Source organism: Sphaerotilus microaerophilus (assembly GCF_023734135.1).
Classification (GTDB): domain Bacteria; phylum Pseudomonadota; class Gammaproteobacteria; order Burkholderiales; family Burkholderiaceae_C; genus Sphaerotilus; species Sphaerotilus microaerophilus.
In genome coordinates this window covers 209587-232077 of the sequence record NZ_AP025730.1, presented here as the reverse complement: position 1 = coordinate 232077, position 22491 = coordinate 209587, and the positions used below count along the sequence as shown (strand labels likewise).

Annotated in this window: 21 protein-coding genes; 15 read left to right on the top strand and 6 right to left on the bottom strand. The window is 69.2% G+C overall.

The window, feature by feature from the left end:
- Positions 1 to 81 precede the first annotated feature (81 nt).
- The 7 genes from NGK70_RS01040 (at position 82) to xylB (ending at position 7870) form a co-directional block, all read left to right on the top strand.
- Complete coding sequence (locus NGK70_RS01040; protein ID WP_251971538.1) at positions 82 to 963, top strand: carbohydrate ABC transporter permease; 882 nt, start codon at positions 82 to 84, stop codon at positions 961 to 963.
- Positions 964 to 1094: 131 nt separating this feature from the next.
- The gene (locus NGK70_RS01035; protein ID WP_251971537.1) at positions 1095 to 1925 is read left to right on the top strand and encodes a carbohydrate ABC transporter permease; all 831 of its coding nucleotides are present in this window, start codon (positions 1095 to 1097) and stop codon (positions 1923 to 1925) included.
- Between the two features lie 135 nt (positions 1926 to 2060).
- Positions 2061 to 3092: an ABC transporter ATP-binding protein gene (locus tag NGK70_RS01030; RefSeq protein WP_251971536.1), complete on the top strand. Its 1032-nt coding sequence runs from the start codon at positions 2061 to 2063 to the stop codon at positions 3090 to 3092.
- A 33-nt stretch (positions 3093 to 3125) separates the two neighbouring features.
- Complete coding sequence (locus tag NGK70_RS01025; protein ID WP_251971535.1) at positions 3126 to 3863, top strand: SDR family oxidoreductase; 738 nt, start codon at positions 3126 to 3128, stop codon at positions 3861 to 3863.
- A 39-nt stretch (positions 3864 to 3902) separates the two neighbouring features.
- Positions 3903 to 5321, top strand: a complete 1419-nt coding sequence (gene dalD, locus NGK70_RS01020) for a D-arabinitol 4-dehydrogenase (RefSeq protein WP_251971534.1) — start codon at positions 3903 to 3905, stop codon at positions 5319 to 5321.
- Positions 5322 to 5343: 22 nt separating this feature from the next.
- The gene (locus NGK70_RS01015) at positions 5344 to 6282 is read left to right on the top strand and encodes an AraC family transcriptional regulator (RefSeq protein ID WP_251971533.1); all 939 of its coding nucleotides are present in this window, start codon (positions 5344 to 5346) and stop codon (positions 6280 to 6282) included.
- Between the two features lie 118 nt (positions 6283 to 6400).
- Positions 6401 to 7870 carry a xylulokinase gene (gene xylB, locus NGK70_RS01010; RefSeq protein ID WP_251971532.1) on the top strand — a complete coding sequence of 490 codons (1470 nt, stop codon included), beginning with the start codon at positions 6401 to 6403 and terminating at the stop codon, positions 7868 to 7870.
- A gap of 40 nt (positions 7871 to 7910) precedes the next feature.
- Here xylB and NGK70_RS01005 read toward each other — a convergent pair whose 3' ends face one another.
- From NGK70_RS01005 to tkt, 3 genes are all read right to left on the bottom strand, one after another.
- A complete protein-coding gene (locus tag NGK70_RS01005; RefSeq protein ID WP_251971531.1) occupies positions 7911 to 8957 on the bottom strand; it encodes an endonuclease/exonuclease/phosphatase family protein in 1047 nt (348 codons plus the stop codon).
- Between the two features lie 172 nt (positions 8958 to 9129).
- Positions 9130 to 10128, bottom strand: coding sequence for a type I glyceraldehyde-3-phosphate dehydrogenase (gap, locus tag NGK70_RS01000; RefSeq protein WP_251971530.1), 999 nt, complete (start codon positions 10126 to 10128; stop codon positions 9130 to 9132).
- 115 nt (positions 10129 to 10243) lie between these two features.
- Positions 10244 to 12295 carry a transketolase gene (tkt, locus tag NGK70_RS00995; protein ID WP_251971529.1) on the bottom strand — a complete coding sequence of 684 codons (2052 nt, stop codon included), beginning with the start codon at positions 12293 to 12295 and terminating at the stop codon, positions 10244 to 10246.
- 300 nt (positions 12296 to 12595) lie between these two features.
- Here tkt and NGK70_RS00990 point away from each other — a divergent pair, with 300 nt between their 5' ends.
- From NGK70_RS00990 to NGK70_RS00955, 8 genes are all read left to right on the top strand, one after another.
- Complete coding sequence (locus NGK70_RS00990) at positions 12596 to 13180, top strand: hemerythrin domain-containing protein (RefSeq protein WP_251971528.1); 585 nt, start codon at positions 12596 to 12598, stop codon at positions 13178 to 13180.
- Between the two features lie 70 nt (positions 13181 to 13250).
- A complete protein-coding gene (locus tag NGK70_RS00985) occupies positions 13251 to 14066 on the top strand; it encodes a nucleotidyltransferase family protein (protein ID WP_256490828.1) in 816 nt (271 codons plus the stop codon).
- Positions 14063 to 14947: a hypothetical protein gene (locus NGK70_RS00980; RefSeq protein WP_251971527.1), complete on the top strand. Its 885-nt coding sequence runs from the start codon at positions 14063 to 14065 to the stop codon at positions 14945 to 14947. The genes NGK70_RS00985 and NGK70_RS00980 overlap by 4 nt, the downstream gene beginning before the upstream one ends.
- A 140-nt stretch (positions 14948 to 15087) precedes the next feature.
- Positions 15088 to 16050 (top strand): glycine--tRNA ligase subunit alpha, encoded by a 963-nt coding sequence (gene glyQ / locus NGK70_RS00975; RefSeq protein ID WP_251971526.1) that lies wholly within the window; start codon positions 15088 to 15090, stop codon positions 16048 to 16050.
- 20 nt (positions 16051 to 16070) lie between these two features.
- Positions 16071 to 18209: a glycine--tRNA ligase subunit beta gene (glyS, locus tag NGK70_RS00970; protein ID WP_251971525.1), complete on the top strand. Its 2139-nt coding sequence runs from the start codon at positions 16071 to 16073 to the stop codon at positions 18207 to 18209.
- 51 nt (positions 18210 to 18260) lie between these two features.
- Positions 18261 to 18902 carry a D-glycero-beta-D-manno-heptose 1,7-bisphosphate 7-phosphatase gene (gmhB, locus tag NGK70_RS00965; RefSeq protein WP_251971524.1) on the top strand — a complete coding sequence of 214 codons (642 nt, stop codon included), beginning with the start codon at positions 18261 to 18263 and terminating at the stop codon, positions 18900 to 18902.
- 10 nt (positions 18903 to 18912) lie between these two features.
- On the top strand, positions 18913 to 19698 hold the full coding sequence (locus NGK70_RS00960) for a lysophospholipid acyltransferase family protein (protein WP_251971523.1): 786 nt from the start codon (positions 18913 to 18915) through the stop codon (positions 19696 to 19698).
- Between the two features lie 30 nt (positions 19699 to 19728).
- The gene (locus NGK70_RS00955) at positions 19729 to 20628 is read left to right on the top strand and encodes a M48 family metallopeptidase (RefSeq protein WP_251971522.1); all 900 of its coding nucleotides are present in this window, start codon (positions 19729 to 19731) and stop codon (positions 20626 to 20628) included.
- A 31-nt stretch (positions 20629 to 20659) separates the two neighbouring features.
- Here the strand turns inward: NGK70_RS00955 and NGK70_RS00950 are convergent, their stop codons facing one another.
- The 3 genes from NGK70_RS00950 to NGK70_RS00940 all read right to left on the bottom strand — a co-directional run bounded on the left by NGK70_RS00950 (position 20660) and on the right by NGK70_RS00940 (position 22430).
- On the bottom strand, positions 20660 to 20854 hold the full coding sequence (locus NGK70_RS00950; RefSeq protein WP_251971521.1) for a YgaP family membrane protein: 195 nt from the start codon (positions 20852 to 20854) through the stop codon (positions 20660 to 20662).
- Between the two features lie 144 nt (positions 20855 to 20998).
- A complete protein-coding gene (locus NGK70_RS00945; protein WP_251971520.1) occupies positions 20999 to 21559 on the bottom strand; it encodes an outer membrane beta-barrel protein in 561 nt (186 codons plus the stop codon).
- A gap of 154 nt (positions 21560 to 21713) precedes the next feature.
- A complete protein-coding gene (locus NGK70_RS00940) occupies positions 21714 to 22430 on the bottom strand; it encodes a Crp/Fnr family transcriptional regulator (protein WP_251971519.1) in 717 nt (238 codons plus the stop codon).
- Between the last annotated feature and the right edge of the window lie 61 nt (positions 22431 to 22491).

The following is a 22491-nucleotide window of genomic DNA, read 5'->3' as shown; positions in this document are numbered from 1 at the left end:
CGCCGCCCGGCTCCTTTCCTGTACGAGGCCGCCCCGTGCCGTGCACGCGGGCGGTCCGGCCAAGCCCTGCCTGCTGCTGCCATGTCGACCCCAGCTGTACGAACCGCCTCGCGCTTGCTGCCGCGTCTGCTGATGACGCCGGCGGTGGCCACGCTCTTCCTCTGGATGATCGTGCCGCTCGTGATGACGATCTATTTCAGCGTCATCCGCTACAACCTGATGCAGCCCGACCAGACCGGCTTCGTCGGGCTCGCCAACTATGAATACTTCGTCACCGACCCGTCGTTCACGGTGTCGGTGGTCAACACGCTGCTGCTGCTGGGCAGCGTGATCGTGATCACGGTGCTCGGCGGCATCGCGCTGGCGCTGCTGATCGACGAGCCCTTCCCTGGCCGCGGCCTCGTGCGCCTGCTGCTGATCGCGCCCTTCTTTGTCATGCCCACGGTCAACGCGCTGCTGTGGAAGCACATGATGATGAACCCCATCTACGGCGTGCTGGCGCAGGTCTGGCAGTTCTTCGGCGCCACGCCGGTGGACTGGCTGACCGACTGGCCGCTGTGGTCCGTCATCGTGATGGTGGCCTGGCAGTGGCTGCCCTTTGCCACGCTGATCTTCATGACCGCGCTGCAGAGCCTGAACCGCGAGCAGCTGGAGGCCGCGCAGATGGATGGCGCCAACTACCTGCAGCGCCTGCGCTTCATGGTGCTGCCGCACCTGGGCCGCTCGATCGCGGTGGTGATCATGATCGAGATGATCTTCCTGATGAGCGTGTTCGCCGAGATCTTCACCACCACCGGCGGTGGCCCCGGTGACGCGAGCACCAACGTGGCCTTCCTGATCTTCAAGCAGGCGCTGCTGAACTTCGATGCGGGCGTGGCTTCGGCCGGGGCGCTGTTCGCGGTCGTGCTGGCCAACATCGCGGCGGTCTTCATGATCCGCCTCGTGGGCAAGAACCTGGACTGAAACATGGACCACCCCCGTAGCGCCTTCGGCGCTCCCCCTCAAGGGGGCGCCTCCAGTGGACCGGCTGAGCCGGATCCACGGTGGCCGCTGGAAGGGCGTGCACCGAGCCGCTCGTTCTCAAAGGACTGCCGATGAGCCGATCCAAATCCTTCTCCCCCGCGCTGGTCGCGCGCACGCTCATCGCCTGGGCGGTGACGCTGCTGGTGTTCTTCCCGCTGGGCTGGCTGTTCCTGACGGCGTTCAAGACCGAGCTGCAGGCCATCGCGGTGCCGCCGGAGATCTTCTTCACGCCCACGCTGGAGAACTTCCACGAGGTGCAGGACCGCAGCGACTACCTGCTGTACGCCCAGAACTCGCTCATCACCAGCGTGGTGTCCACCCTGCTGGGGCTGGCGATCGCTGCGCCGGCGGCCTACTCGATGGCCTTCTTCCGCAGCCCGAAGACGCGCGACATCCTGATGTGGATGCTCTCCACCAAGATGATGCCGGCCGTGGGCGCGCTGGTGCCGATCTACGTGCTGGCGCAGAAGTCGGCGCTGCTGGACACCCAGCTCGGGCTGATCATCGTCTTCACGCTGAGCAACCTGCCGATCATGGTGTGGATGCTGTATTCGGGCTTCAAGGACATCCCGCCCGAGATCCTGGAGGCCGCGCGCATGGACGGCGCCACGCTGTGGCAGGAGTTCCGCCACGTGCTGCTGCCGCTGGGCCTGGGCGTGCTGGCCTCCACCGGGCTGCTGTGCCTGGTGTTGAGCTGGAACGAGGCCTTCTGGAGCCTGAACCTCAGCAGCGCCAAGGCCGGCACGCTGGCCACGCTGATCGCCAGCTATTCCAGCCCCGAGGGCCTGTTCTGGGCGAAGTTGTCCGCCGCGTCGCTGATGGCCATCGCGCCCATCATCGTGTTCGGCTGGTTCTCGCAGAAGCAACTGGTTCAAGGCCTCACCTTCGGCGCCGTGAAATGAATCCCCCCCGTTGCGGCTGCGCCGCTCCCCCCCAGGGGGGCGCCGCCAGCGGCCCAGCAAAGCCGGTTCCGCGGCGTCCGCTGGATGAATGCGAATGCGCCACCCTGGGCGGTGGCATCTGACTCGGAGAGATCCATGGCCTTCCTGCAACTGAAGGGCGTCGAGAAGTACTTCGGCGACTTGCGCGCGATCAAGGGCATCGACCTGGCCATCGAGCGCGGCGAATTCATCGTCTTCGTCGGCCCCTCGGGCTGCGGCAAGTCCACGCTGCTGCGCCTGATCGCCGGGCTGGAGCACATCGACGGCGGCTCGCTGATGCTCGACGGGCGCGACATCACCGATGCGCCCTCGTCCAAGCGCGACCTGGCGATGGTGTTCCAGAGCTACGCGCTGTACCCGCACATGAGCGTGTACGAGAACATGAGCTTCGCGCTCAAGCTGGCCAAGGAGGACCCGGCGGTCATCCGCGAGAAGGTCGAGCGCGCCGCGCAGATCCTCAACCTCACACCCTACCTGCAGCGCACGCCGCGTGCGCTGTCGGGCGGCCAGCGCCAGCGCGTGGCGATCGGCCGCGCCATCGTGCGTGCGCCGAAGGTCTTCCTGTTCGACGAGCCGCTGTCCAACCTGGACGCCGCGCTGCGCGGCCAGACCCGGGTGGAGATCGCCAAGCTGCACCGCGACCTGGGCGCCACGACCATCTACGTCACCCACGACCAGATCGAGGCGATGACGTTGGCCGACCGCATCGTGGTGCTGCGCGACGGCCAGATCGAGCAGGTGGGCACGCCGCTGGAGCTGTACGACCGGCCGGCCAACCAGTTCGTCGCCCAGTTCATCGGCTCGCCGCAGATGAACGTCATCGAAGGCCGCCACCTGCCCACTGTGCCGGAGGTGCCGGCCGGCGGCTTCGTCGGGCTGCGCCCGGAGGATGTAACCGTTCAGCCGGCCGCCCAGGCAGCGGCGGGCGGCCTGCCGGGCACCGTGGAGCTGGTCGAGTCGCTTGGCGCCGAGACGCTGATCTACGTGGCCACCGACAGCGGCGCGCAGATCGTCGCGCGCCAGGCCACGCGCACGGCGCTGCACAACGGCGACCGCGTCGGCATCTTCGTCGAGGCCGCCAATGCCCACCGCTTTGATGCGCAGGGCCGCGCTGCCCGCGCCGGCTGAGCCACGCCGCCCCAGCCCCGCGAGGACACAACGATGACCCAGACTCCCCAACCCTTTGCTGGCCAGGTGGCCGCCGTGACGGGCGCCGCTTCCGGCATCGGCCGCGCCAGCGCCGAGGCCCTGCTTGCCGGTGGTGCCCGCGTGGTGCTGGTCGACCGCAACGCCCAGGCCCTCACCGCGCTCTGCGAGCAGCTCGGCGAAGCCGCGATGCCGCTGGCGCTGGACCTGCTTGACGCCGCGCAGTGCCGGTCGCTGCTGCCGCGCGTGCTCGAACTCGCCGGCCGGCTCGACATCTTCCACGCCAACGCCGGCCTGTACCTCGGCGGTGACTTGGTGGATGCGGATACCGACGCGATCGACCGCATGCTGAACCTGAACGTCAACGTCGTGATGAAGAACGTGCGCGACGTGCTGCCGCACATGATCGAGCGCGGCTGCGGCGACATCATCGTCACCAGCTCGCTGGCCGCGCACTACCCGACGCCCTGGGAGCCGGTCTACGCCTCGTCCAAGTGGGCGATCGACTGCTTCGTGCAGACCACGCGGCGCCAGGTCTTCAAGCACGGCATCCGCGTGGGCGCCATCTCGCCGGGCCCGGTGGTGACGGCGCTGATCGCCGACTGGCCGGCCGAGAAACTCGCCGAAGCGCGCGCCACAGGCAGCCTGATCGAGCCCACCGAGGTGGCCGAGGTGATCACCTTCATGCTCACCCGGCCTCGCGGCATGACGATCCGCGACGTGGTGATGCTGCCGACAAACTTCGACCTCTGACCTCTGAACTTTCCTGCTTCCTCTCCTCGTCCTTCCATCATGAACGTCATCCTGCACCTCGGCCTGGGTTCGTTCCACCGGGCCCACCTGGCCGTCTACCTGCACGAGCTGATCCAGACCGGCGATGCCTCCTGGCAACTGGCCGGCGGCAACACCCGCCCGGACATGGCCGACACCATCGCCGCATTGGCTGCCCAGGGCGGCGCCTACACGCTGGAGACCATCTCCCCGGCCGGCGAGCACCGCTACACGCGCATCACCTCCATCCGCCGGGTGATTCCGTACACGCCGGACCTGGCCGGGCTGATCGCCCAGGGCGCCAGCGCCGACACCAAGATCATCAGCTTCACCGTCACCGAGGCGGGCTACTACCTCGACGCGAAGAACCGGCTCGACCTGGACACCTTCACCGACCTGCGGGCCGATCTGGATGCGGCCCGCGCGGGCCAATTGGTGCAGACGGGCTCCACCATCTACGGCGCGCTCACCGCCATCCTGCGTGCGCGCAGGGCCAGTGGCGCTGGTCCCGTCACGCTGCTGAACTGCGACAACCTGCGCCACAACGGCGAGCGCTCGCGCGGCGGCCTGCTGCAGTTCATCGAACTCGTCGGCGACGCCGCCCTGCTGGACTGGGTGAAGGCGAACACCTCGAGTCCCAACGCGATGGTGGACCGCATCACCCCGCGGCCGACGCCCGACGTGTGTGAGCGCGTGCTGGCCGCCACCGGCGTGGACGACCCCGCCGCGCTGATGGGTGAGAGCTTCATCCAGTGGGTGATCGAGGAGAACTTCATCGCCGGGCGGCCCGCCTGGGAGAAGGTGGGCGTCGAGATGGTGCCCTCCGTGGACGCCTACGAGGAGGCCAAGATCCGCCTGCTCAACGCCACGCACTCGTGCATCGCCTGGGCCGGCACGCTGGTGGGCACCCTCTACATCCACGAGGGCACGCACGACCCGGTGATCCGCCAGTTCGCCTACGACTACGTCACCGACGACGTGATCCCGGTGCTGGACACGCCCGAGAAGCCCTGCCCGCTGAACCTGCCGACCTACCGCGACGTGGTGCTGGACCGCTTCGGCAACCCCGCCATCCGCGACACCAACCAGCGCGTCGCGATGGACGGCTTCAGCAAGATCCCCGGCTTCATCGCGCCGACCATCCGCGAGCGCCTGGCCCGTGGCGAAACCATCGACAGCGTGGCGATGCTGCCCGCGCTTTTCCTGGCCTACCTGCAGCGCTGGCACGCCGGGCAGATCGCCTACACCTACCAGGACCAGGCGATGGACCCGGCCGTGGCCCACGCGATCTGTGACGCCGCCGACCCGGTGGCCGCCTTCTGCGCCGACCGCCCGCTCTGGGGCGACCTGGCCGGCGATGCCCGGTTGGTCGATGCGCTGCGCCGTGCCAGTGCGCGGGTGGCGCAGTTCGTTGCCACCCATCGCGCCAGCCAAGGCTGACGCCGACCCCGCGCGAGCCGCCATGCCTGCCAAGCCCCGCCACCTGCCCCGCCAGACCCGGCCCGAGCGGGAGCACGACTACGTCCGCTCGCCCGACCTGGGCTACGAGGCGCCGGAAGAGACCGGCGTGGTGCGCTGCCTGTCGCACGGCTTCCCCACCCCGCTGGCGCGCTGGCACTACCACGACGAGTACGAGCTGCACCTGATCGTCGCCACGTCGGGCAAGGCCTTCGTCGGCGACTGGATCGGCCAGTTCCAGCCCGGCCACCTGGTGCTGACGGGGCCGCGGCTGCCGCACAACTGGGTGTCGATGGACATGCCCGAGGGCTGCGTCGAGCAGCGCGACCTGGTGATCCAGTTCCCGCACGAGCCGCTGGTCAACGCCGCGGCGGTCATTCCCGAGCTGGCCGAGGTGCTGCCGCTGCTGGAGCGCGCGCGCCACGGCATCGAGTTCTTCGGCGAGGGCGAGCGTGCCCAGCAGCACTGGCAGCGCGTCAAGGGCGCACGCGGGGCGCGGCGCTTTGCGGCCTTCTGCGACTTCCTGGCCGACCTCGCGGCCTGCACGGACTACCGGCTGCTGTCGATCGTGCAGCTGCAGAGCGAGGACGACGACGCCTCGCTCGACCAGATCGACGCCGTGGTCAGCCGCATCACCGACCACCTCTCGCAGCCCTTCAGCGCTGGCGACATCGCCGCCGAGCTGGGCATGAGCGAGAGCCGCTTCTCGCGCTTCTTCCGCCGTGCCACCGGCAACACCTTCACCGACTTCGTCAACCGGGTGCGCGTCAACCGCGCCTGCCAGCTGCTGATGGAGAGCGACAAGCTCATCACCCACATCTGCTACGAGGTCGGCTTCAACAACGTCGCCAACTTCAACCGCCGCTTCCTGGAAATCAAGGGCATGACGCCCAGCGAGTTCCGCCGGCAGGCGGAATCGCGCTTTGGCACGGTGATGGGGTGAGCGTTGAAATCCCCCCTGGCCCCCCTTTGCCAAAGGGGGGAACAAGACAGCGCTCCGTATTCACCCCCCCTTTGAAAAAGGGGGGAAGGGGGGATTTCCCATCAACCTGACTTCCACCATGTACCTCGGCATCGACCTCGGCACCTCCGAACTCAAGTTCCTGCTCCTGGATGCGACGCATCACATCGTCGCCACCACCGGTGAGCCGCTCACGGTGCAGCGCCCCCACCCGCTGTGGAGCGAGCAGAACCCGGCCGACTGGTGGGCCGCCTGCGACCGTGGGTTGAGCCGACTGGCCGCCGAGCAGCCCGCGGCGATGCGCGCGGTGCGCGGCATCGGCCTGTCCGGCCAGATGCACGGCGCGGTGCTGATCGACGCGGACGATGCCGTGCTGCGCCCGGCCATCCTCTGGAACGACGGGCGCAGCGGCGCCGAGTGCAGCGAGCTGGAAGCCGCCTGCCCGGGCCTGCACGCCCTCGCCGGCAACCTGGCGATGCCCGGCTTCACCGCACCCAAGCTGCTGTGGGTGAAGAAGCACGAGAGCGATCTGTTCGCACGCACCGACGGCGTGCTGCTGCCCAAGGACTGGCTGCGCCTGCAGCTCACCGGCGAGCGCGTCAGCGACATGAGCGACGCCGCCGGCACGCTCTGGCTGGACGTGGCGCAGCGCCGCTGGTCCCCCGAGCTGCTCGCCGCCACCGGCCTGAGCGAGGCGCAGATGCCCCGGCTCGTCGAAGGCAGCGAGCCCTCCGGCACGCTCAAGCCCGAGCTGGCCACCCGCTGGGGCCTGGCCCCGGGCGTGATGGTGGCCGGCGGTGGCGGTGACAACGCTGCCAGCGCCGTGGGCATTGGCGCGGTGCGCCCGGGCGAGGGCTTCGTCTCGCTGGGTACCTCGGGCGTGATCTTCCTGACCAGCGAGCGCTTTCGCCCCAACCCGGCCAGCGCGATGCACGCCTTCTGCCACGCGCTGCCCGGCACCTGGCACCAGATGAGCGTGATGCTCAGTGCCGCCAACGGCCTGCGCTGGGTGAAGAACCTGCTCGGCGCCGCCAGCGAGTCTGCGCTGCTCGACCAGGTGGCCACGCTGACGGCCGAGGAGCGCGAGCGCGCCCCGCTCTTCCTGCCCTACCTGAGCGGCGAGCGCACGCCCCACAACAACCCCAATGCCCAGGGCCTGTTCTTCGGCCTGACCAACGAGCACGGCCCGGCCGCCCTGGCCTACGCGGTCATCGAGGGCGTCGGCTTCGGCCTGCTGGACGGCTGGCACAGCCTGGGTGTCCAGCCCGGCGAGGTGTGCAGCCTGTCGCTGGTCGGCGGCGGCGCGCGCAGCCCGCTGTGGGCGCAGCTGCTGGCGTCGCTGCTGGGCGTGACGCTGGTGACGCGTCAGGGCGGCGAAGCCGGCGGCGCACTCGGTGCCGCGCGGCTGGCCTGGCTGGGCGACGGCGGCACGATCGACCAGGTCTGCCTCGCGCCGCCCGTGGCACAGCGCTTTGCGCCCGATGCCGCGGAGCACGCCCGGCTCGCCGAGCGGCATGCGCGCTTCACGGCGCTGTACCGGGCGGTGGCGCCGCTGTATCCAAAGGCCTGAAGCAAGGGCCTGAAGCCGGCGAGCCGCCCTGCCGCCTGAATTACTCCGGCAGCCGCTGCATCAGCAGGTCCGCCACCACGGGCCGGTGGGCCGAGCCCTCGCGCCCGCCCGCGAAGGCCTCGCGCACGCCGATGTCGGGGCTGACCAGGATGTGGTCGATGCGCAGGAAGCTGATGTAGGGCCGCAGCGAATGGCCGTGGGTGAAGCCGTAGCCGCGGCCGGCGCTCGAAAAGGCGTCGCGCAGGCCGGTGTCGAGCAGGCGGCGCAGCAGGGGCGAAGCCTCGGGCAGGTTGAGGTCGCCGGCCAGGATCAGCGGGCGCGGCTGGCGGGACAGGTCCCGCGCGATCGACTCGACCTGATTGCGGCGCACGGCGAGGTTGTGCTCCCACTCGTCCAGGCCGGCGAGGCGGTCGTGGCGGGCGGCGTTCAGGCCCGAGCGGGGGGAGAACAGGTGGGCGGTGACGAGGTCGATCTCGCGGCCGTCCACGGTGATGACGCAGCGCAGGTAATGGTGCGGCTCGCGCTTGCCGGGCATCTTGGGGGCGCTGCAGTCGCGCAGCGGTACGCGGCTGGCGATCATGTACTCGCCGCGCTTGATGACCTGGCGGCCCTTGAAAGCCGCCTCCAGCGGCGCCGGCATCTTGGCGCCGGGCTGGGTGAATTCGTCGGCGTCCTGCATCACGATGACGTCGGCATCGTGCTGGCTGATCTCCAGGCCGAGCAGGTCGAAGCCGCCGACCCGTTCCTCGGCCAGGAAGGACTTGATGTTGTAGGTCATCAGCCGCAGCCGGCCGCTGCCATTGTCGGCATGGCCCCAGACGGGGCCCATCACCACCCCCGTCACCAGCAGCGGTGACAGCGCCGCGGCGGCACGCCAGCGCCAGCCCAGCGCCCAGGAGGCCAGGAAGACCACCAGTGCCGGCGCCAGCCAGGCCGGGTAGGGCACATAGCGCAGCAGCTCGATCCAGGCGTTGGGGCCGCGGTCCAGCGTGAACGCCAGGCCCAGGGCGGCCGAGGCCAGCAGTGAGAGGATGACGGCGGCGCGCAGCAGCGGCGTGATCCAGGAACGGGTCGGGGAGGGGGTCATGAACGCAGGGGAGGTCGGCGCCAGGGCATGGGAGCGCGAGAGCGCGGCACGCGAAGCACGTGAAGGGGGGCAACGCCGATTTCACCAACGACAACGGCCCCGAAGGGCCGTTGCAGAAGTCGGACCGTAACCGAAGTCACGGTCGGAACGCGAAAAGTCGCGCGGCAGCCGTTCAGGCGGCGATGACGCGGACCATCTCCAGCACCTTGTTGGAGTAGCCCCACTCGTTGTCGTACCAGGACACGACCTTGACGAAGGTCTTGTCCAGGGCGATGCCGGCTTCGGCGTCGAACACGGAGGTGCAGCTCTCGCCGCGGAAGTCGGTCGCGACGACCTTGTCTTCCGTGTAGCCCAGCACGCCCTTCATCGCGCCTTCCGAGGCCGCCTTCATGGCGGCGCAGATCTCGGCGTAGGAGGCTTCACGGTCCAGCTCGACGGTCAGGTCAACGACCGACACGTCACTGGTCGGCACGCGGAAGGCCATGCCGGTCAGCTTCTTGTTCAGCTCGGGGATCACCACGCCGACGGCCTTGGCGGCGCCAGTGGACGACGGGATGATGTTCTCCAGGATGCCGCGACCACCGCGCCAGTCCTTGTTGGACGGGCCGTCGACGGTCTTCTGGGTGGCGGTGGCGGCGTGCACCGTGGTCATCAGGCCGCGCTTGATGCCCCAGGTGTCGTTCAGCACCTTGGCCACCGGGGCCAGGCAGTTGGTGGTGCAGCTGGCGTTGCTGATGATGGCCTGGCCGGCGTAGGTCCGGTCGTTCACGCCGTAAACGAACATGGGCGTGTCGTCCTTGGACGGGGCGGACATGATGACCTTCTTGGCGCCGGCCTTGATGTGGGCTTCGGCGGTTTCCTTGGTCAGGAACAGGCCGGTGGACTCGACGACGACGTCGGCGCCGACTTCGTCCCACTTCAGCTCGGCCGGGTTCTTCACCGCGGTCAGGCGGATCTTCTTGCCGTTGACGACCAGGGTGTTGCCGTCGACGGACACGTCGCCCTTGAAGCGGCCGTGCACGCTGTCGTACTTGAGCATGTACGCCAGGTAGTCGGGCTCGAGCAGGTCGTTGATGCCGACGACTTCGATGTCGCCGAAGTTCTGCACCGCAGCGCGGAACACCATGCGGCCGATGCGGCCGAAACCGTTGATACCGATCTTGATGGTCATGTGAGGACTCCTGGAATGGATGGGTGAGACAGGAACAAGAAATCGAGCATCCCGGCCGGCCTGGCAGCACGCACGTCAGCGGCGGGCAAACCTGTCGAGTGTGACGTGTGTCGCGTTACTTCGAAAGTACTTTCCGCACGGTGGCCACGACGTTGTCTGCCGTGAAGCCGAAGTGCTTGAACAGCACACCCGCCGGGGCGGACTCGCCGTAGCTGTCGATGCCGATCACCGCGGCGCAGCCGTACTTCCACCAGAAGTCGGTCACGCCAGCTTCCACCGCGATGCGTGGCAGCTTGGCCGGCAGCACCTCGGTCTTGTAGGCGACGTCCTGGCGGTCGAACACGGTCGTACTGGGCATCGAGACCACGCGCACGGCGATCTTCTGCTTGGCCAGTTCGGCCTGGGCGTGCAGGGCCAGCTGCACTTCGGAGCCGGTGGCGATGATCACCGCGTCGGGCTTCTTGCCTGCCTTGAAGCCGACCTCGCTGGGCTCGGCCAGGATGTAGGCGCCGCGGGTGATGACGTCAGCGTCGGTCTTCGGGGCGTAGGGCAGGTTCTGGCGGCTCAGCAGCAGCGCGCTGGGGCGGTTCTTGTTGGCCAGCGCCATCGTCCAGGCCACCGCGGTTTCGCAGGTGTCGGCCGGGCGCCAGACGTCCAGGCCCGGGATCAGGCGCAGGCTGGCGGCGTGCTCGACGGACTGGTGGGTCGGGCCGTCTTCACCCAGGCCGATGGAGTCGTGGGTGAACACGTGCACCACGCGCAGCTTCATCAGCGCGGCCATGCGGATGGCGTTGCGGCTGTAGTCGCTGAAGGTCAGGAAGGTGCCGCCGTAGGGGATGTAGCCGCCGTGCAGCGCCACGCCGTTCATGATCGCGGCCATGCCGAACTCGCGCACGCCGTAGTTGATGTGGCGGCCACCGATGCCGGCCTCGTTCTTGACCACCGCACCGGCCGCGTCGAAGCGCAGGTTGGGCGTGGATTGGGTGTTGGTCAGGTTCGAGCCGGTCAGGTCGGCCGAGCCGCCTAGCAGCTCGGGCAGGCGGGCGGTGAACAGCTCCAGCGCGATCTGGCTGGCCTTGCGGCTGGCCACGGTCTCGGCCTTCTCGTGCGCACCGGCCACGGCCTCGACGGCAATCTCGGCGAAGTCGGCCGGCAGCGCGCCCGCCATGCGGCGGGTGAACTCGGCTGCCAGTTCCGGGAAGGCGGCGGTATAGGCGGCAAAACGCTTGTCCCAGGCGGCCTCGGCCTTGGCGCCGGCGGCCTGGGCGTTCCAGGCGGCGGCGATGTCGGCCGGGATCACGAAGGGCTCGGCGGTCCAGCCCAGGGCCTCGCGGGTGAGCTTGATTTCTTCGGCACCCAGCGGCTCGCCGTGCGCCTTGGCGGTGTTGGCGCGGTTGGGCGAGCCCTTGCCGATCGAGGTCTTGCAGATGATCAGGCTGGGCCGGTCGGCACTCGTGCGCGCCGTGGCGATGGCGGCATCGACCGCATTGGCATCGTGGCCGTCGACCGGGCCGATGACGTTCCAGCCGTAGGCCTCGAATCGCTTGGCGGTGTCGTCGATGAACCAGGGCGCGACCTGGCCGTCGATGGAGATGCCGTTGTCGTCGTACAGGGCAATCAGCTTGTTGAGCTTCCAGGCGCCGGCCAGCGCGCAGGCCTCGTGGCTGATGCCCTCCATCAGGCAGCCGTCGCCGAGGAAGGTGTAGGTGCGGTGGTCAACGATGGCGTGGCCATCACGGTTGAACTCGCTGGCCAGCAGCTTCTCGGCCAGTGCCAGGCCCACTGCGTTGGTGATGCCCTGGCCCAGCGGGCCGGTGGTGGTCTCCACGCCCGGGGTGATGCCGACCTCCGGGTGGCCCGGCGTACGGCTGTGCATCTGGCGGAAGTTGCGCAGCTCGTCGATCGGCAGGTCGTAGCCGGTGAGGTGCAGCAGCGCGTAGATCAGCATCGAGCCGTGGCCGTTGCTGAGCACGAAGCGGTCGCGGTCGGCCCACTGCGGGTTGGCCGGGTTGTGCTTCAGGTGGCGATTCCACAGCGCGACGGCCATGTCGGCCATGCCCATCGGCGCGCCCGGGTGACCGGAGTTGGCCTGCTGGACCGCGTCCATCGCCAGGGCGCGGATGGCGTTGGCCAGCTGTTGGGAGGAGGGGGATTTCTTGGTGGCCATGGCGCGATCAGGGGCAGTGGGGGACGGCAAACGCATAATTTTACCGGTGAGTCACCGCCGGGCCCGCGACGCCGAACGGCGCGCAGTATCGACCACGCCGGCCCACCTTTGCGCTGCAGCGCGCGCACCGCCGCACGTCATACTTGACGAGCATCAAAGTCAGAACGCGCGAAACTGCGAGCCTAAGCGGGTGCCGCCTCGTTCGACCCCGGTTGCGTGACCAGCGGCTTCATCAACTGCAACCACCCAGACTTGCCCAGGCGTCCGCGCTCGGGCCCTGAGACCTGCCCGGATTCCGCCATGAGCCATCCCTCCTTCCAAGTCATCCGCGACGAACACCAGGCCCTGGCCGCGATGCTCAGCTCGATCGCGATGCTGATCACCGAGCACCGCCGCAAGGGCGTGCAACCCCCGTTCGACGTGCTGCGTGCGATGCTGTTCTACATCGACGAGTACCCCGAGCGCCTGCACCACCGCAAGGAGAGCGAGTTGCTGTTCCCCGCCGTGCGCCGGGCCAGCCCCGAGGCCGCCGATGTGCTGGACAAGCTCGACCGCGACCACGGCAACGGCGAGCGGGCCATCCGCGACCTGGAACATGCGCTGACCGCCTACGAGATGATGGGCGAGTCGCGTGCCGATGCCTTCGCCACGGCCATCGACCGCTACCTGGACTTCTACCGCGCCCACATGCGCCTGGAAGAGGACGTGGTGATGCCACTGGCGCTGAAGGTGCTCAGCGAGGACGACTGGGTGCTGCTCGATGCCGCCTTCGCCGAGAACCGGGACCCTTTGACCGGCCACAAGCCGGAGGCGGAATACGAAAAGCTTTTCAGCTTCATCGTCAACAACGCCCCAGCGCCCATCGGTTTGGGTGCTCCGCTCTGAGCGGTTTTTCGGCTTCAGCGGCCTAAACTGCGGGGCTGTGAATGCCCCCAATGCTCGCTCTGAAAAGACCCTGACAGCCGCTCCCGCCGCGGCTGCCGCCCGGCCTCTGCGCGCCATCGTGCTGGCGGCCGGGCGCGGCGAGCGCATGCGCCCGCTCACCGATCACACCCCCAAGCCGTTGCTGCCGGTGCAGGGGCGCCCGCTGATCGAGTGGCACCTGCTGGCGTTGGCACGCGACGGGGTGCGCGAGGTCATCATCAACACGGCCTGGCTGGAAGAGCAGTTCCCGGCCACGCTGGGCGATGGCAGCCGTTTCGGCCTGTCGATTCGCTACTCGGCCGAGGGCCGCGACTGGGGCGGCGCGCTGGAGACCGCCGGTGGCATCGCCACCGTGCTGCCCTGGCTGGGCGAGGGCGGGCGCGAGGCCTTCTGGGTCGTGTCGGCCGACATCTGGGCGCCCGACTTCCGCTTCGACGCTGCCCAGGTCGCACGCTTCCTCGCCAGCGGGCTCGACGCGCAGCTCTGGATGGTGCCCAACCCGCCCTTCCACCCGCGCGGTGACTTCGCCTTCGGCGCCGCGCTGCCGGCGCTGGGGCCGGATGCGGCGCTGGGCATCGGTGCCGACCAGGCTGATGATGCCCCGCGCGCCACCTACGCCAACCTGGCGCTGATGCGCACGCGGCTGTGCGCTGGCATCCCGTCCGGTACACGGGCCCCGCTGGGTCCGCTGTTGCATGCGGGCATGGCGGACCAGCGCATCGGCCTGCAGTGGTACCGCGGTGCCTGGGAGAACGTCGGCACACCGGCGCAGTGGGAGGCCCTGCAGGGCGGGGCGGCCACCGCAATGCCGCCGTCGGCAGCATCCACCGAGGAGGCGGTCCCATGACTCCCTGGCTGATCGAGGCGGGCCGCTGGGGTGGCCTGTTCACCGCCGCGCTGTTGGCGACCATCGCCATCGAGCAGCTGCTGTCGCTGTCACTGCGGGCCTGGCTGCTGCGGCGCGACCCCTTGGTCTCCAGCGTCGACGAGACGGCGTCCTACCAGCGCTCGCTGTTCACAGCGGCCAGCCGCGAGGTGCGCCGCATCTGGCGTGGCCTGTTCGCAGCGGGTGGCTTGGCCGGCCTGGGCCTGCTGCTGCACCCGCTGTGCTTCGTACCGGCGGTCGGGCTGCTGCTGCTGACGCTGAAGTGGGAGCTCGATACCTGGGAGTGCGTGGCCGTGAGCCCCTGGCAGGTGGCTTGGCGGCGTGGCTGGCGGCGCAGCATCCGGCGCCTGCCGATGGTGCAGGTGGCGCGGGTGCACCTGGTGGAGCGGGAACTCTCGCGCCGCCACGGCTGGATCGCGCAGCGCTGGGGCCGCCCGCTGGGCAGCTGCTACCTGGCGCTGGAGCTGCACAACGGCCGCGCGGTGAAGCTGCCGCGCACCGGGCTGATCGCCGGGCGTGCCGAGGTCGAGCAGGCAGCGCAGTTCCTGCGCAAGCGCCAGCGCGCGGCGCAGCGCGAGCGCCGTGAGACGCTGCGTGAGCAGCAGCGCGCCGCCCGGCGGGCCCGCCGGCTGCTGCCGGATCCGCGCGAGCGCACGCTGCTGCAGCGCGAGCTGGCCAACCTGCGCCGCGTGCCCACGCCGCAGCGCGAGGTCTACCGCATCGGCCGCTGGCCGGGGCAGGTGGTCGACATGTCGCCCGACACCGGGCCCGACACGCTGCAGATCAGCGCCCCCGGCGATCTGTCGGGGCCGGTTTACCACGGCGAGCGGGCCCACGGCTGAGCCGTCGCCGGGCCCTTGGGCCGCCAGGGCGCCCACCCTCCTAGAATTCAGGGGTTTTGCCGGGCGCAGCTTGCGCAGCCCCACCCTTTCCGTCTCCTTCGAATTCCCGAACCGCGGGCCTCGACCGTCCGCCGTCTGCCATGCTGACCTTCCAGCAACTCATCCTCCGCCTGCAGGACTACTGGGACCGCCAGGGCTGTGCCCTGCTGCAGCCCTATGACATGGAAGTCGGTGCGGGCACCAGCCACACCGCCACCTTCCTGCGCGCGCTGGGCCCCGAGCCCTGGAAGGCCGCCTACGTGCAGCCCAGCCGCCGTCCCAAGGACGGTCGCTACGGCGAGAACCCCAACCGCCTGCAGCACTACTACCAGTACCAGGTGGTCCTCAAGCCGGCGCCGGCCAACATCCTGGAGCTGTACCTGGGTTCGCTCGAAGCCCTGGGATTCGACCTGAAGAAGAACGACATCCGCTTCGTCGAGGACGACTGGGAGAACCCCACGCTGGGCGCCTGGGGCCTGGGCTGGGAGGTCTGGCTCAACGGCATGGAGGTGACACAGTTCACCTACTTCCAGCAGGTCGGCGGCATCGACTGCAAGCCCATCACCGGCGAGATCACCTACGGCCTGGAGCGCCTGGCGATGTACCTGCAGGGCGTGGAGAACGTCTACGACCTGGTCTACGCGCCTGGACTGAAGTACGGCGACGTGTTCCACCAGAACGAGGTGGAGCAGAGCACCTACAACTTCGAGCACAGCAACGTCGAGTTCCTGCTCACCGCCTTCGGCGCGCACGAGGGCAATGCCCAGCACCTGATCGCTGCTCAACTGGCGCTGCCGGCCTACGAGCAGGTGCTCAAGGCCGCGCACACCTTCAACCTGCTGGACGCGCGTGGCGCCATCTCGGTGACCGAGCGCGCCGCCTACATCGGCCGCATCCGCAACCTCGCCCGTGCCGTGGCCGCCGGCTACCTGGACAGCCGCAAGCGCCTGGGCTTCCCGATGGCGCCCAAGGCCTGGGCCGACGAGGTGATCGCCAAGCTGGATGCCGAGGCCGAGAAGGCCGCCAGGAACGACGCGAAAAACGACGCCAAGAAGGCCGCCTGAAGACCATGACGAGTCCCACCATGAACGCTGCCAACCTGCTCGTCGAGCTCTTCGTCGAAGAACTGCCCCCCAAGGCGCTGAAGAAGCTGGGCGAATCTTTCGCCGCCACGCTCGCCGCCAGCCTGAAGGCCAGTGGCTTGGCCCACGCCGACGCCGCCGTGACCCCGTTTGCCTCGCCGCGCCGCCTCGCGGTTCACGTGACCGGCGTGGCCTCGCGCGCGGCCGACCGCGCGGTGCAGCAGAAGCTGATGCCGGTGTCGGTGGCGCTGGACGCCTCCGGCCAGCCCACCCCGGCGCTGCTGAAGAAGCTCGCCGCCGTCGGTGCCGACGCCTCCGCCGTGCCCCACCTCAAGCGCCAGCCGGACGGCAAGGCGGAAGCCCTCTTCCTCGACTCCGTGGTGCCCGGCGCCACGCTGACCGAGGGCCTGCAGAAGGCGCTGGACGAGGCGCTGGCCAAATTGCCGATCCCCAAGGCCATGACCTACCAGCTGGCCGATGGCTGGAGCGACGTGAAGTTCGTGCGCCCGGCGCACCGGCTGGTCGCGCTGCATGGCACGCATGTGGTGCACGTCGAGGCGCTGGGCCTGAAGGCCGGCCGTGAGACGCTGGGCCACCGCTTTGAGGCCACCACGCCGGTGGTTGCGATCGATGACGCCGACAGCTACGCCCACCAGCTGCGCGAGCAGGGCGCGGTGATCGCCAGCTTCGACGGGCGCCGCGCCGAGATCGTGCGCCAGCTCGAATCCGCTGCCGCGGTGGAGGGCCTCAAGCCGATCGAGGACGAGGCGCTGCTCGACGAGGTGACCGCGCTGGTCGAGCGCCCGAATGTGCTCACCTGCCAGTTCGAGAAGGAGTTCCTCGACGTGCCGCAGGAGTGCCTCATCCTGACGATGAAGGCCAACCAGAAGTACTTCCCGCTGCTCGATGGCCACGGGAAGCTCACGAACAAGTTCCTGATCGTCAGCAACATCCGCCCGGCCGACGCCAGCGCGGTGACCCAGGGCAATGAGCGCGTGGTGCGCCCGCGCCTGGCCGATGCCAAGTTCTTCTTCGACCAGGACCGCCGGAAGACCCTGGCCAGCCGCGTGCCGGGCCTGTCCAAGGTGGTCTACCACGGCAAGCTGGGCACCCAGGGCGACCGCATGGAGCGCGTGCGCGCGATCGGCCACGCCATCGTCCACCAGCTGGGCGCGCACCAGCCGGCGTCGGTGCAGTCGCACGACGAGCTGCAGATGCTGGAGCACAAGGTCGACCAGGCCGCCCAGCTGGCCAAGACCGACCTGCTGACCGACATGGTCGGCGAGTTCCCCGAGCTGCAGGGCATCATGGGCGGCTACTACGCCCGCCACGAAGGCCTGCGCGACGGCGTCGCGATCGCCATCGAGGACCACTACAAGCCCCGCTTCGCCGGCGATGCGCTGCCGCGCAACCACAGCGGCACGGTGCTGGCACTGGCCGACAAGCTGGAGACGCTGGTCGGCCTGTTCGGCATCGGCCAGCTCCCCACCGGCGACAAGGACCCGTTTGCGCTGCGCCGCCACGCGCTGGGCGTGATCCGCCTGCTGGTCGAGAAGAACCTGCCGCTGTCGCTGCCGGAGCTGCTCTCGGCCGCGCTGCCGGCCTTCGGCGAGCTGATCGAGGACCCGCGCCTGGCGCTGGCCGACTTCTTCCAGGATCGCCTGGCCGTCAGCCTGCGCGAGCAGGGCTACAGCGCCCAGGAGGTCGACGCCGTGCTGGCGCTGCAGCCGGAGCGTCTGGGCGACGTGCCGAAGCGCCTCGCCGCGGTGCGCGCCTTTGCCGGCCTGCCGGAGGCCGCCGCGCTGGCCGCAGCCAACAAGCGCATCGGCAACATCCTGAAGAAGGCCGAAGGCGCGGTGCAAGCCAGGGTGGATGCCGCCTTGCTGCAGGAGCCGGCCGAGCAGCAGCTGGCCGCCGCGCTGGCCGAGGCGCAGCCACAGGCCGACCGCCTGTTCGAGCAGCACGAGTACGCGGCCAGCCTGCAGGCCCTCGCGGCCCTGCGTGCGCCGGTGGACGCCTTCTTCGAGGACGTGATGGTCAACGCCGAGGACGCCGCGCTGCGTGCCAACCGGCTGGGGCTGCTCAAGACCCTGCACGAGGCGATGAACCGGGTGGCTGACCTGTCGCGCCTGGCGGCTTGATCGGGCGAGGCGACACGACGATGATCGCAGGCATGGCCAACGAAAGCGGACATGCCTGAGCGCAGCCCCATGAAGATCGTCATCCTCGACCGCGACGGCACGATCAACGAAGGTCGTGACGACTACGTCAAGACCGCCGACGAGTGGTACCCGCTCGCCGGCGCCCTGGATGCCATCGCCCGCCTGCACCAGGCCGGCTGGCACGTGGTGGTGGCGACCAACCAGTCGGGCCTGGGGCGCGGGCTGTTCGACATGGCCACGCTCAACGCCATGCACCTGAAGATGAACGAGGCGCTGGCCCGCCTGGGTGGGCGGGTCGACGCGGTCTTCTTCTGCCCCCACGCCCCCGAAGACGGCTGCGAATGCCGCAAGCCGCGCCCAGGGCTGTTCACGCAGATTGGACGGCGCTACGGCGTCGAACTGGCCGGTGTGCCCACCGTCAGCGGGACCCTGCGCCACCTCCAGGCCGGCGTGGCGGCGGGCTGCCAGCCGCATCTGGTGCGCACCGGCCACAGTGCCGATCTGGATGCCGCAGGCCTGCAGGAGCTGCGCGCGCAGGTGCCTGGCCTCGTGGTGCATGAAGACCTGGCCGCCTTTGCCGACACCTTGCTGATCGGGCACCACCGCAAGGTGGGCGAGCCCCGCTCCAAACCTGCCGGCGAGGCCGTTGCCCGCTTGGCCGATCCGCTCTGACGATGAACCGATGATCCACCTGCGTTCCGCCCTGTTCGTGCTCTGGCTGACGGTGACCGTGATCCCGTGGAGCCTGTTCGTCGTCATCCTCTCGCCGATCGTCAGCAGCACCCGGCTGTACTGGATCTGCGCCAAGTGGCTGCACGTGGCCATCCTGGGCGCCAAGTGGATCTGCGGCGTGAAGTGGCGCATCCAGGGCATGGAGAACGTGCCCAGCGCGGCCGACGAGAAGGCCGCCGTGATCCTGGTGCCCAAGCACCAGTCGACCTGGGAGACCTTCGCCTTCCCGGCGCTGATGCCGCACCCGCTGGCCTACGTTTTCAAGCGCGAGCTGCTCTACGTGCCCTTCTTCGGCTGGGCCATCGGCAGCCTGGACATGGTGCACATCAACCGCGGTCGGGCCTCGGAGGCCTGGCGCAAGGTGGCCGAGCAGGGCAAGCGCATCATGGGCCAGGGCAACTGGATGATCATGTTCCCCGAGGGCACCCGCGCGCCGCGCGGCGGCCAGGGCGAGTACAAGACCGGCGCCTCGCGCCTGGCGGTGACCTGCCAGGTGCCGCTGGTGCCCATCGCTGTCACCTCGGCACGCTGCTGGCCGCGCAAGAGCTTCCTGGTCCGCCCCGGCGTGATCGACATCTCCATCGGCCGGCCGATCCCCCCCGAGGGCCGCCGACCCGACGACCTGATGCGCGAGGTGGAGGCCTGGATCGAAGGCGAGATGCGCCGCCTCGACCCCGAGGCCTATGCGCCGTCTCCTGACGCCAGGGCTGAGCCAACCCGCACGCCCGGCGCCTGACCCGGCCGAAGCCCTCCAGGACCGGCCACGATGCGCCGCACCCGCCGCGACGAGGACGATCCGGCGCACAGCCAGTTCAGCCTGCCGATGTTCGACGACGACATTGCGCCGCTGCCGACGCCCGTGCCGGCCGGCAGCCACGACGCGGCTGCGGCGGTTGCCGCGCCAGCCGCTGCCCGGGTGGAGTCGCCACACCGCCTGTTCCGCCACCTGCGCAGCAACCGCGAGGTGAAGCTGGGCGCCCACCTGATCGGCTACGAACTCAAGCGCGGCCGGCGCCGCACCATCGGCTTCGTGATCGGCCACGAGGGGCTGGCGGTCAGCGCACCGCGCTGGGTCGGCCAGGGCGAGATCGACCAGGCGTTGCAGGCCAAGGCCCGCTGGATCCTGCGCAAGCTGGCGGACCAGAAGGAGCGGCTCGACCGCCTGGAGGCGGCCCGGGTGGACTGGCGCGACGGCACGGCGCTGCCCTTCCTGGGTGCGCCGATGACGGTGCGGCTCGACCCCTGCGTGACCGGTGCCCTGTTCACGGCCCAGCCGCGCAGTCTGCGCGTGGGCCTGCCGCTGCAGGCCGACCCGGTGCAGATCCGCGACGCCGTGCAGGGCTGGCTGCAGCGCCAGGCGCTGGCCCTGTTCGAGCAGCGCTGCGGCTTCTATGCCGTGCAATTGGGCGTGATGATCCGCCGCCTGAGACTGAGTTCAGCGCAGACCCGCTGGGGCAGCGCGAGTGCCGATGGCACGGTGCGGCTGAACTGGCGGCTGATCCACTTCGCGCTGCCGACCATCGACTACGTGGTCGCACACGAACTCGCGCACCTGCGCGAGATGAACCACAGCCCGGCCTTCTGGGAGGTGGTGCGCTCGGTGATGCCCGATTTCGAGCATCGCCGTGGCTCGCTGCGCGACGGGCAGGTGCCGGTTTACGACTGACGCGTCGAACCGGCCCTGCCCGGCGCAGGCTTTACTTCTGCTGCATCGGGCAGGTGTTGAGGCCCAGGATCGAATAGGCCGGGCAGGTGCGCAGCAGGCCGGTGGCCAGCGGCACGATGCCGATCCAGCCCCAGGCCCCGATCGTGCCCAGCAGGGTCAGCACGATCAGCAGGGCGCCGATGGCGATGCGGGCAATGCGGTCCATCCCGCCGACGTTGGTCTTCATGGCAACTCCTTCCACCGGCACCACGCCAGCTTGAGGCGCAGTGTGGTGCCGGGAGAGGTTTCCATCTGTGACTTGAGTCACAAACTTCGCGCTGTTGGCGTCGGTGCCAATTGGGCGGCTTGCCGGACGCGGCGCATCGTGCGTTCAGAAGGAAGCAGTAACGCCCACACCGTAGGTCGTCACCCGTGATGAGCCCCCAAAGGAGTTGTCATCAATCTTGTGTTTGCCGAAATCGACGTTTGCGTCGATCGAGAGATTCTTGGTCAGAGCATAGCCGGCTCCCAAACCAAAGAGCAGCGCCACATTCGTGTCGGAGACGCCGCCACGAAGCGACATGTAGGACCAGTCGAGCTTGGTCTTGAGTGACGCGACGCCAAGCCGCCCGAAGCCGCGCACTTGCGGCGCCAGATCCACGAAGCCTGCAATGCCGACACCAAAGCCGGCAGACTTGATGCTCATCGACACACCGGAATCAGCTGCAGAGACTTTGCCCAGGTTGTAGTAGCCCCCCTCAATGCCGAGGTTCGGGGTCAGCTTATAGCCACCCAACAGCTTGAACCCGATGCCATTCTTGTCGCAGGAGCTGACACCGCTGCAGTCTTCGTTGGACCGCGCAAGACCGCCGGAAGCCACCATGTATGGTTCAGCACTGACGGCCGTGAAGGTTGCACCAAGCACCAATCCGAGAATCCACTTCTTGATCATCACTGACTCACATGTTTGAGAGCCTCATCTCCGATGCGCCACAACCATTGCGTCGGCACCGACAAGGCGATACGGATCTTCTGAAACCAAGCTCCTGTATCACTTCGCTCCTTTGGGGGTATGTGGTGACGAACTGACAACGCCTTGGGTGGCATCACGCTGCATTGGAGCCGCCTGCCAAATTTCTCAACGCCGCCGGGTTCAGGATCTCGACACGCTCCCGTGCCAGGGCCACCCAGCCGGCGCGCTCGAAGCGCTTGAGCAGGCGCGTCACCATCTCGCGCACGGTGCCCAGTTCGTCGGCCAGCTGCTGGTGGGTGGTGTGCAGCGTGCCGCCATGGCCGAGCAGCGCGGCGGCCAGGCGCTGGTCCAGGCGCTGGAAGGCCACCGCCTCGGCCAGGGCGATCAGGTCCGCCATGCGGGTGGCGAACACGCCGAAGATGAAGCGGCGGAAGGGCTCGTGGTCGCACCAGCGCATGAACATGGCCGGTGGCAGCAGCATCAGCCGGGTGGGCTGCACCGTGGCGCCGTGGGCGGCCAGGGTGGTGTGGCCGAACAGGCAGGAGGCCGAGACGATGCAGACCTCGCCGGCCTGCACCCGGTACAGCTCCAGCGCCCGGCCCTGCGGCGCGCCGCGCGCCACGCGCACCTCACCCGACAGCACGAAGGGGAAACCGCGGCAGGGCGCACCTTCGTCGAAGAGCAGCGCGCTGGCCGGCACCTGCAGCGCCGGGCCCAGCGCGGCGAGATCCGCCTCCCAGCCGGTGGGTGGGGATTCACCCAGCACCGGGTAGAGCGCAGCCAGCTGCTGTGCCAGCGGGGTGGCCTCGGGCGAGGACGGGTCGGCAGGGGCAGTGCGTTGCGTCGGCATGCTGCGCAGCATACGCGGGCGCTGCCTAGAATCCCGAGCCGGTCCCGACCGTCGTGACCGT

Excerpts from the sequence above, each read along its gene's own strand:
- glyS (WP_251971525.1), top strand. The coding sequence starts at position 16,071 with ATGAACGCTGCCAACCTGCTCGTCGAGCTCTTCGTCGAAGAACTGCCC.
- NGK70_RS01005 (WP_251971531.1), bottom strand. The coding sequence starts at position 8,957 with ATGACCCCCTCCCCGACCCGTTCCTGGATCACGCCGCTGCTGCGCGCC.
- NGK70_RS00960 (WP_251971523.1), top strand. The coding sequence starts at position 18,913 with ATGATCCACCTGCGTTCCGCCCTGTTCGTGCTCTGGCTGACGGTGACC.
- NGK70_RS01015 (WP_251971533.1), top strand. The coding sequence starts at position 5,344 with ATGCCTGCCAAGCCCCGCCACCTGCCCCGCCAGACCCGGCCCGAGCGG.
- glyQ (WP_251971526.1), top strand. The coding sequence starts at position 15,088 with ATGCTGACCTTCCAGCAACTCATCCTCCGCCTGCAGGACTACTGGGAC.
- NGK70_RS01035 (WP_251971537.1), top strand. The coding sequence starts at position 1,095 with ATGAGCCGATCCAAATCCTTCTCCCCCGCGCTGGTCGCGCGCACGCTC.
- gap (WP_251971530.1), bottom strand. The coding sequence starts at position 10,128 with ATGACCATCAAGATCGGTATCAACGGTTTCGGCCGCATCGGCCGCATG.
- NGK70_RS00950 (WP_251971521.1), bottom strand. The coding sequence starts at position 20,854 with ATGAAGACCAACGTCGGCGGGATGGACCGCATTGCCCGCATCGCCATC.
- NGK70_RS00940 (WP_251971519.1), bottom strand. The coding sequence starts at position 22,430 with ATGCCGACGCAACGCACTGCCCCTGCCGACCCGTCCTCGCCCGAGGCC.
- gmhB (WP_251971524.1), top strand. The coding sequence starts at position 18,261 with ATGCCTGAGCGCAGCCCCATGAAGATCGTCATCCTCGACCGCGACGGC.
- NGK70_RS01025 (WP_251971535.1), top strand. The coding sequence starts at position 3,126 with ATGACCCAGACTCCCCAACCCTTTGCTGGCCAGGTGGCCGCCGTGACG.
- NGK70_RS00980 (WP_251971527.1), top strand. The coding sequence starts at position 14,063 with ATGACTCCCTGGCTGATCGAGGCGGGCCGCTGGGGTGGCCTGTTCACC.
- NGK70_RS01040 (WP_251971538.1), top strand. The coding sequence starts at position 82 with ATGTCGACCCCAGCTGTACGAACCGCCTCGCGCTTGCTGCCGCGTCTG.
- dalD (WP_251971534.1), top strand. The coding sequence starts at position 3,903 with ATGAACGTCATCCTGCACCTCGGCCTGGGTTCGTTCCACCGGGCCCAC.
- NGK70_RS01030 (WP_251971536.1), top strand. The coding sequence starts at position 2,061 with ATGGCCTTCCTGCAACTGAAGGGCGTCGAGAAGTACTTCGGCGACTTG.
- NGK70_RS00990 (WP_251971528.1), top strand. The coding sequence starts at position 12,596 with ATGAGCCATCCCTCCTTCCAAGTCATCCGCGACGAACACCAGGCCCTG.
- xylB (WP_251971532.1), top strand. The coding sequence starts at position 6,401 with ATGTACCTCGGCATCGACCTCGGCACCTCCGAACTCAAGTTCCTGCTC.
- tkt (WP_251971529.1), bottom strand. The coding sequence starts at position 12,295 with ATGGCCACCAAGAAATCCCCCTCCTCCCAACAGCTGGCCAACGCCATC.
- NGK70_RS00945 (WP_251971520.1), bottom strand. The coding sequence starts at position 21,559 with ATGATCAAGAAGTGGATTCTCGGATTGGTGCTTGGTGCAACCTTCACG.
- NGK70_RS00955 (WP_251971522.1), top strand. The coding sequence starts at position 19,729 with ATGCGCCGCACCCGCCGCGACGAGGACGATCCGGCGCACAGCCAGTTC.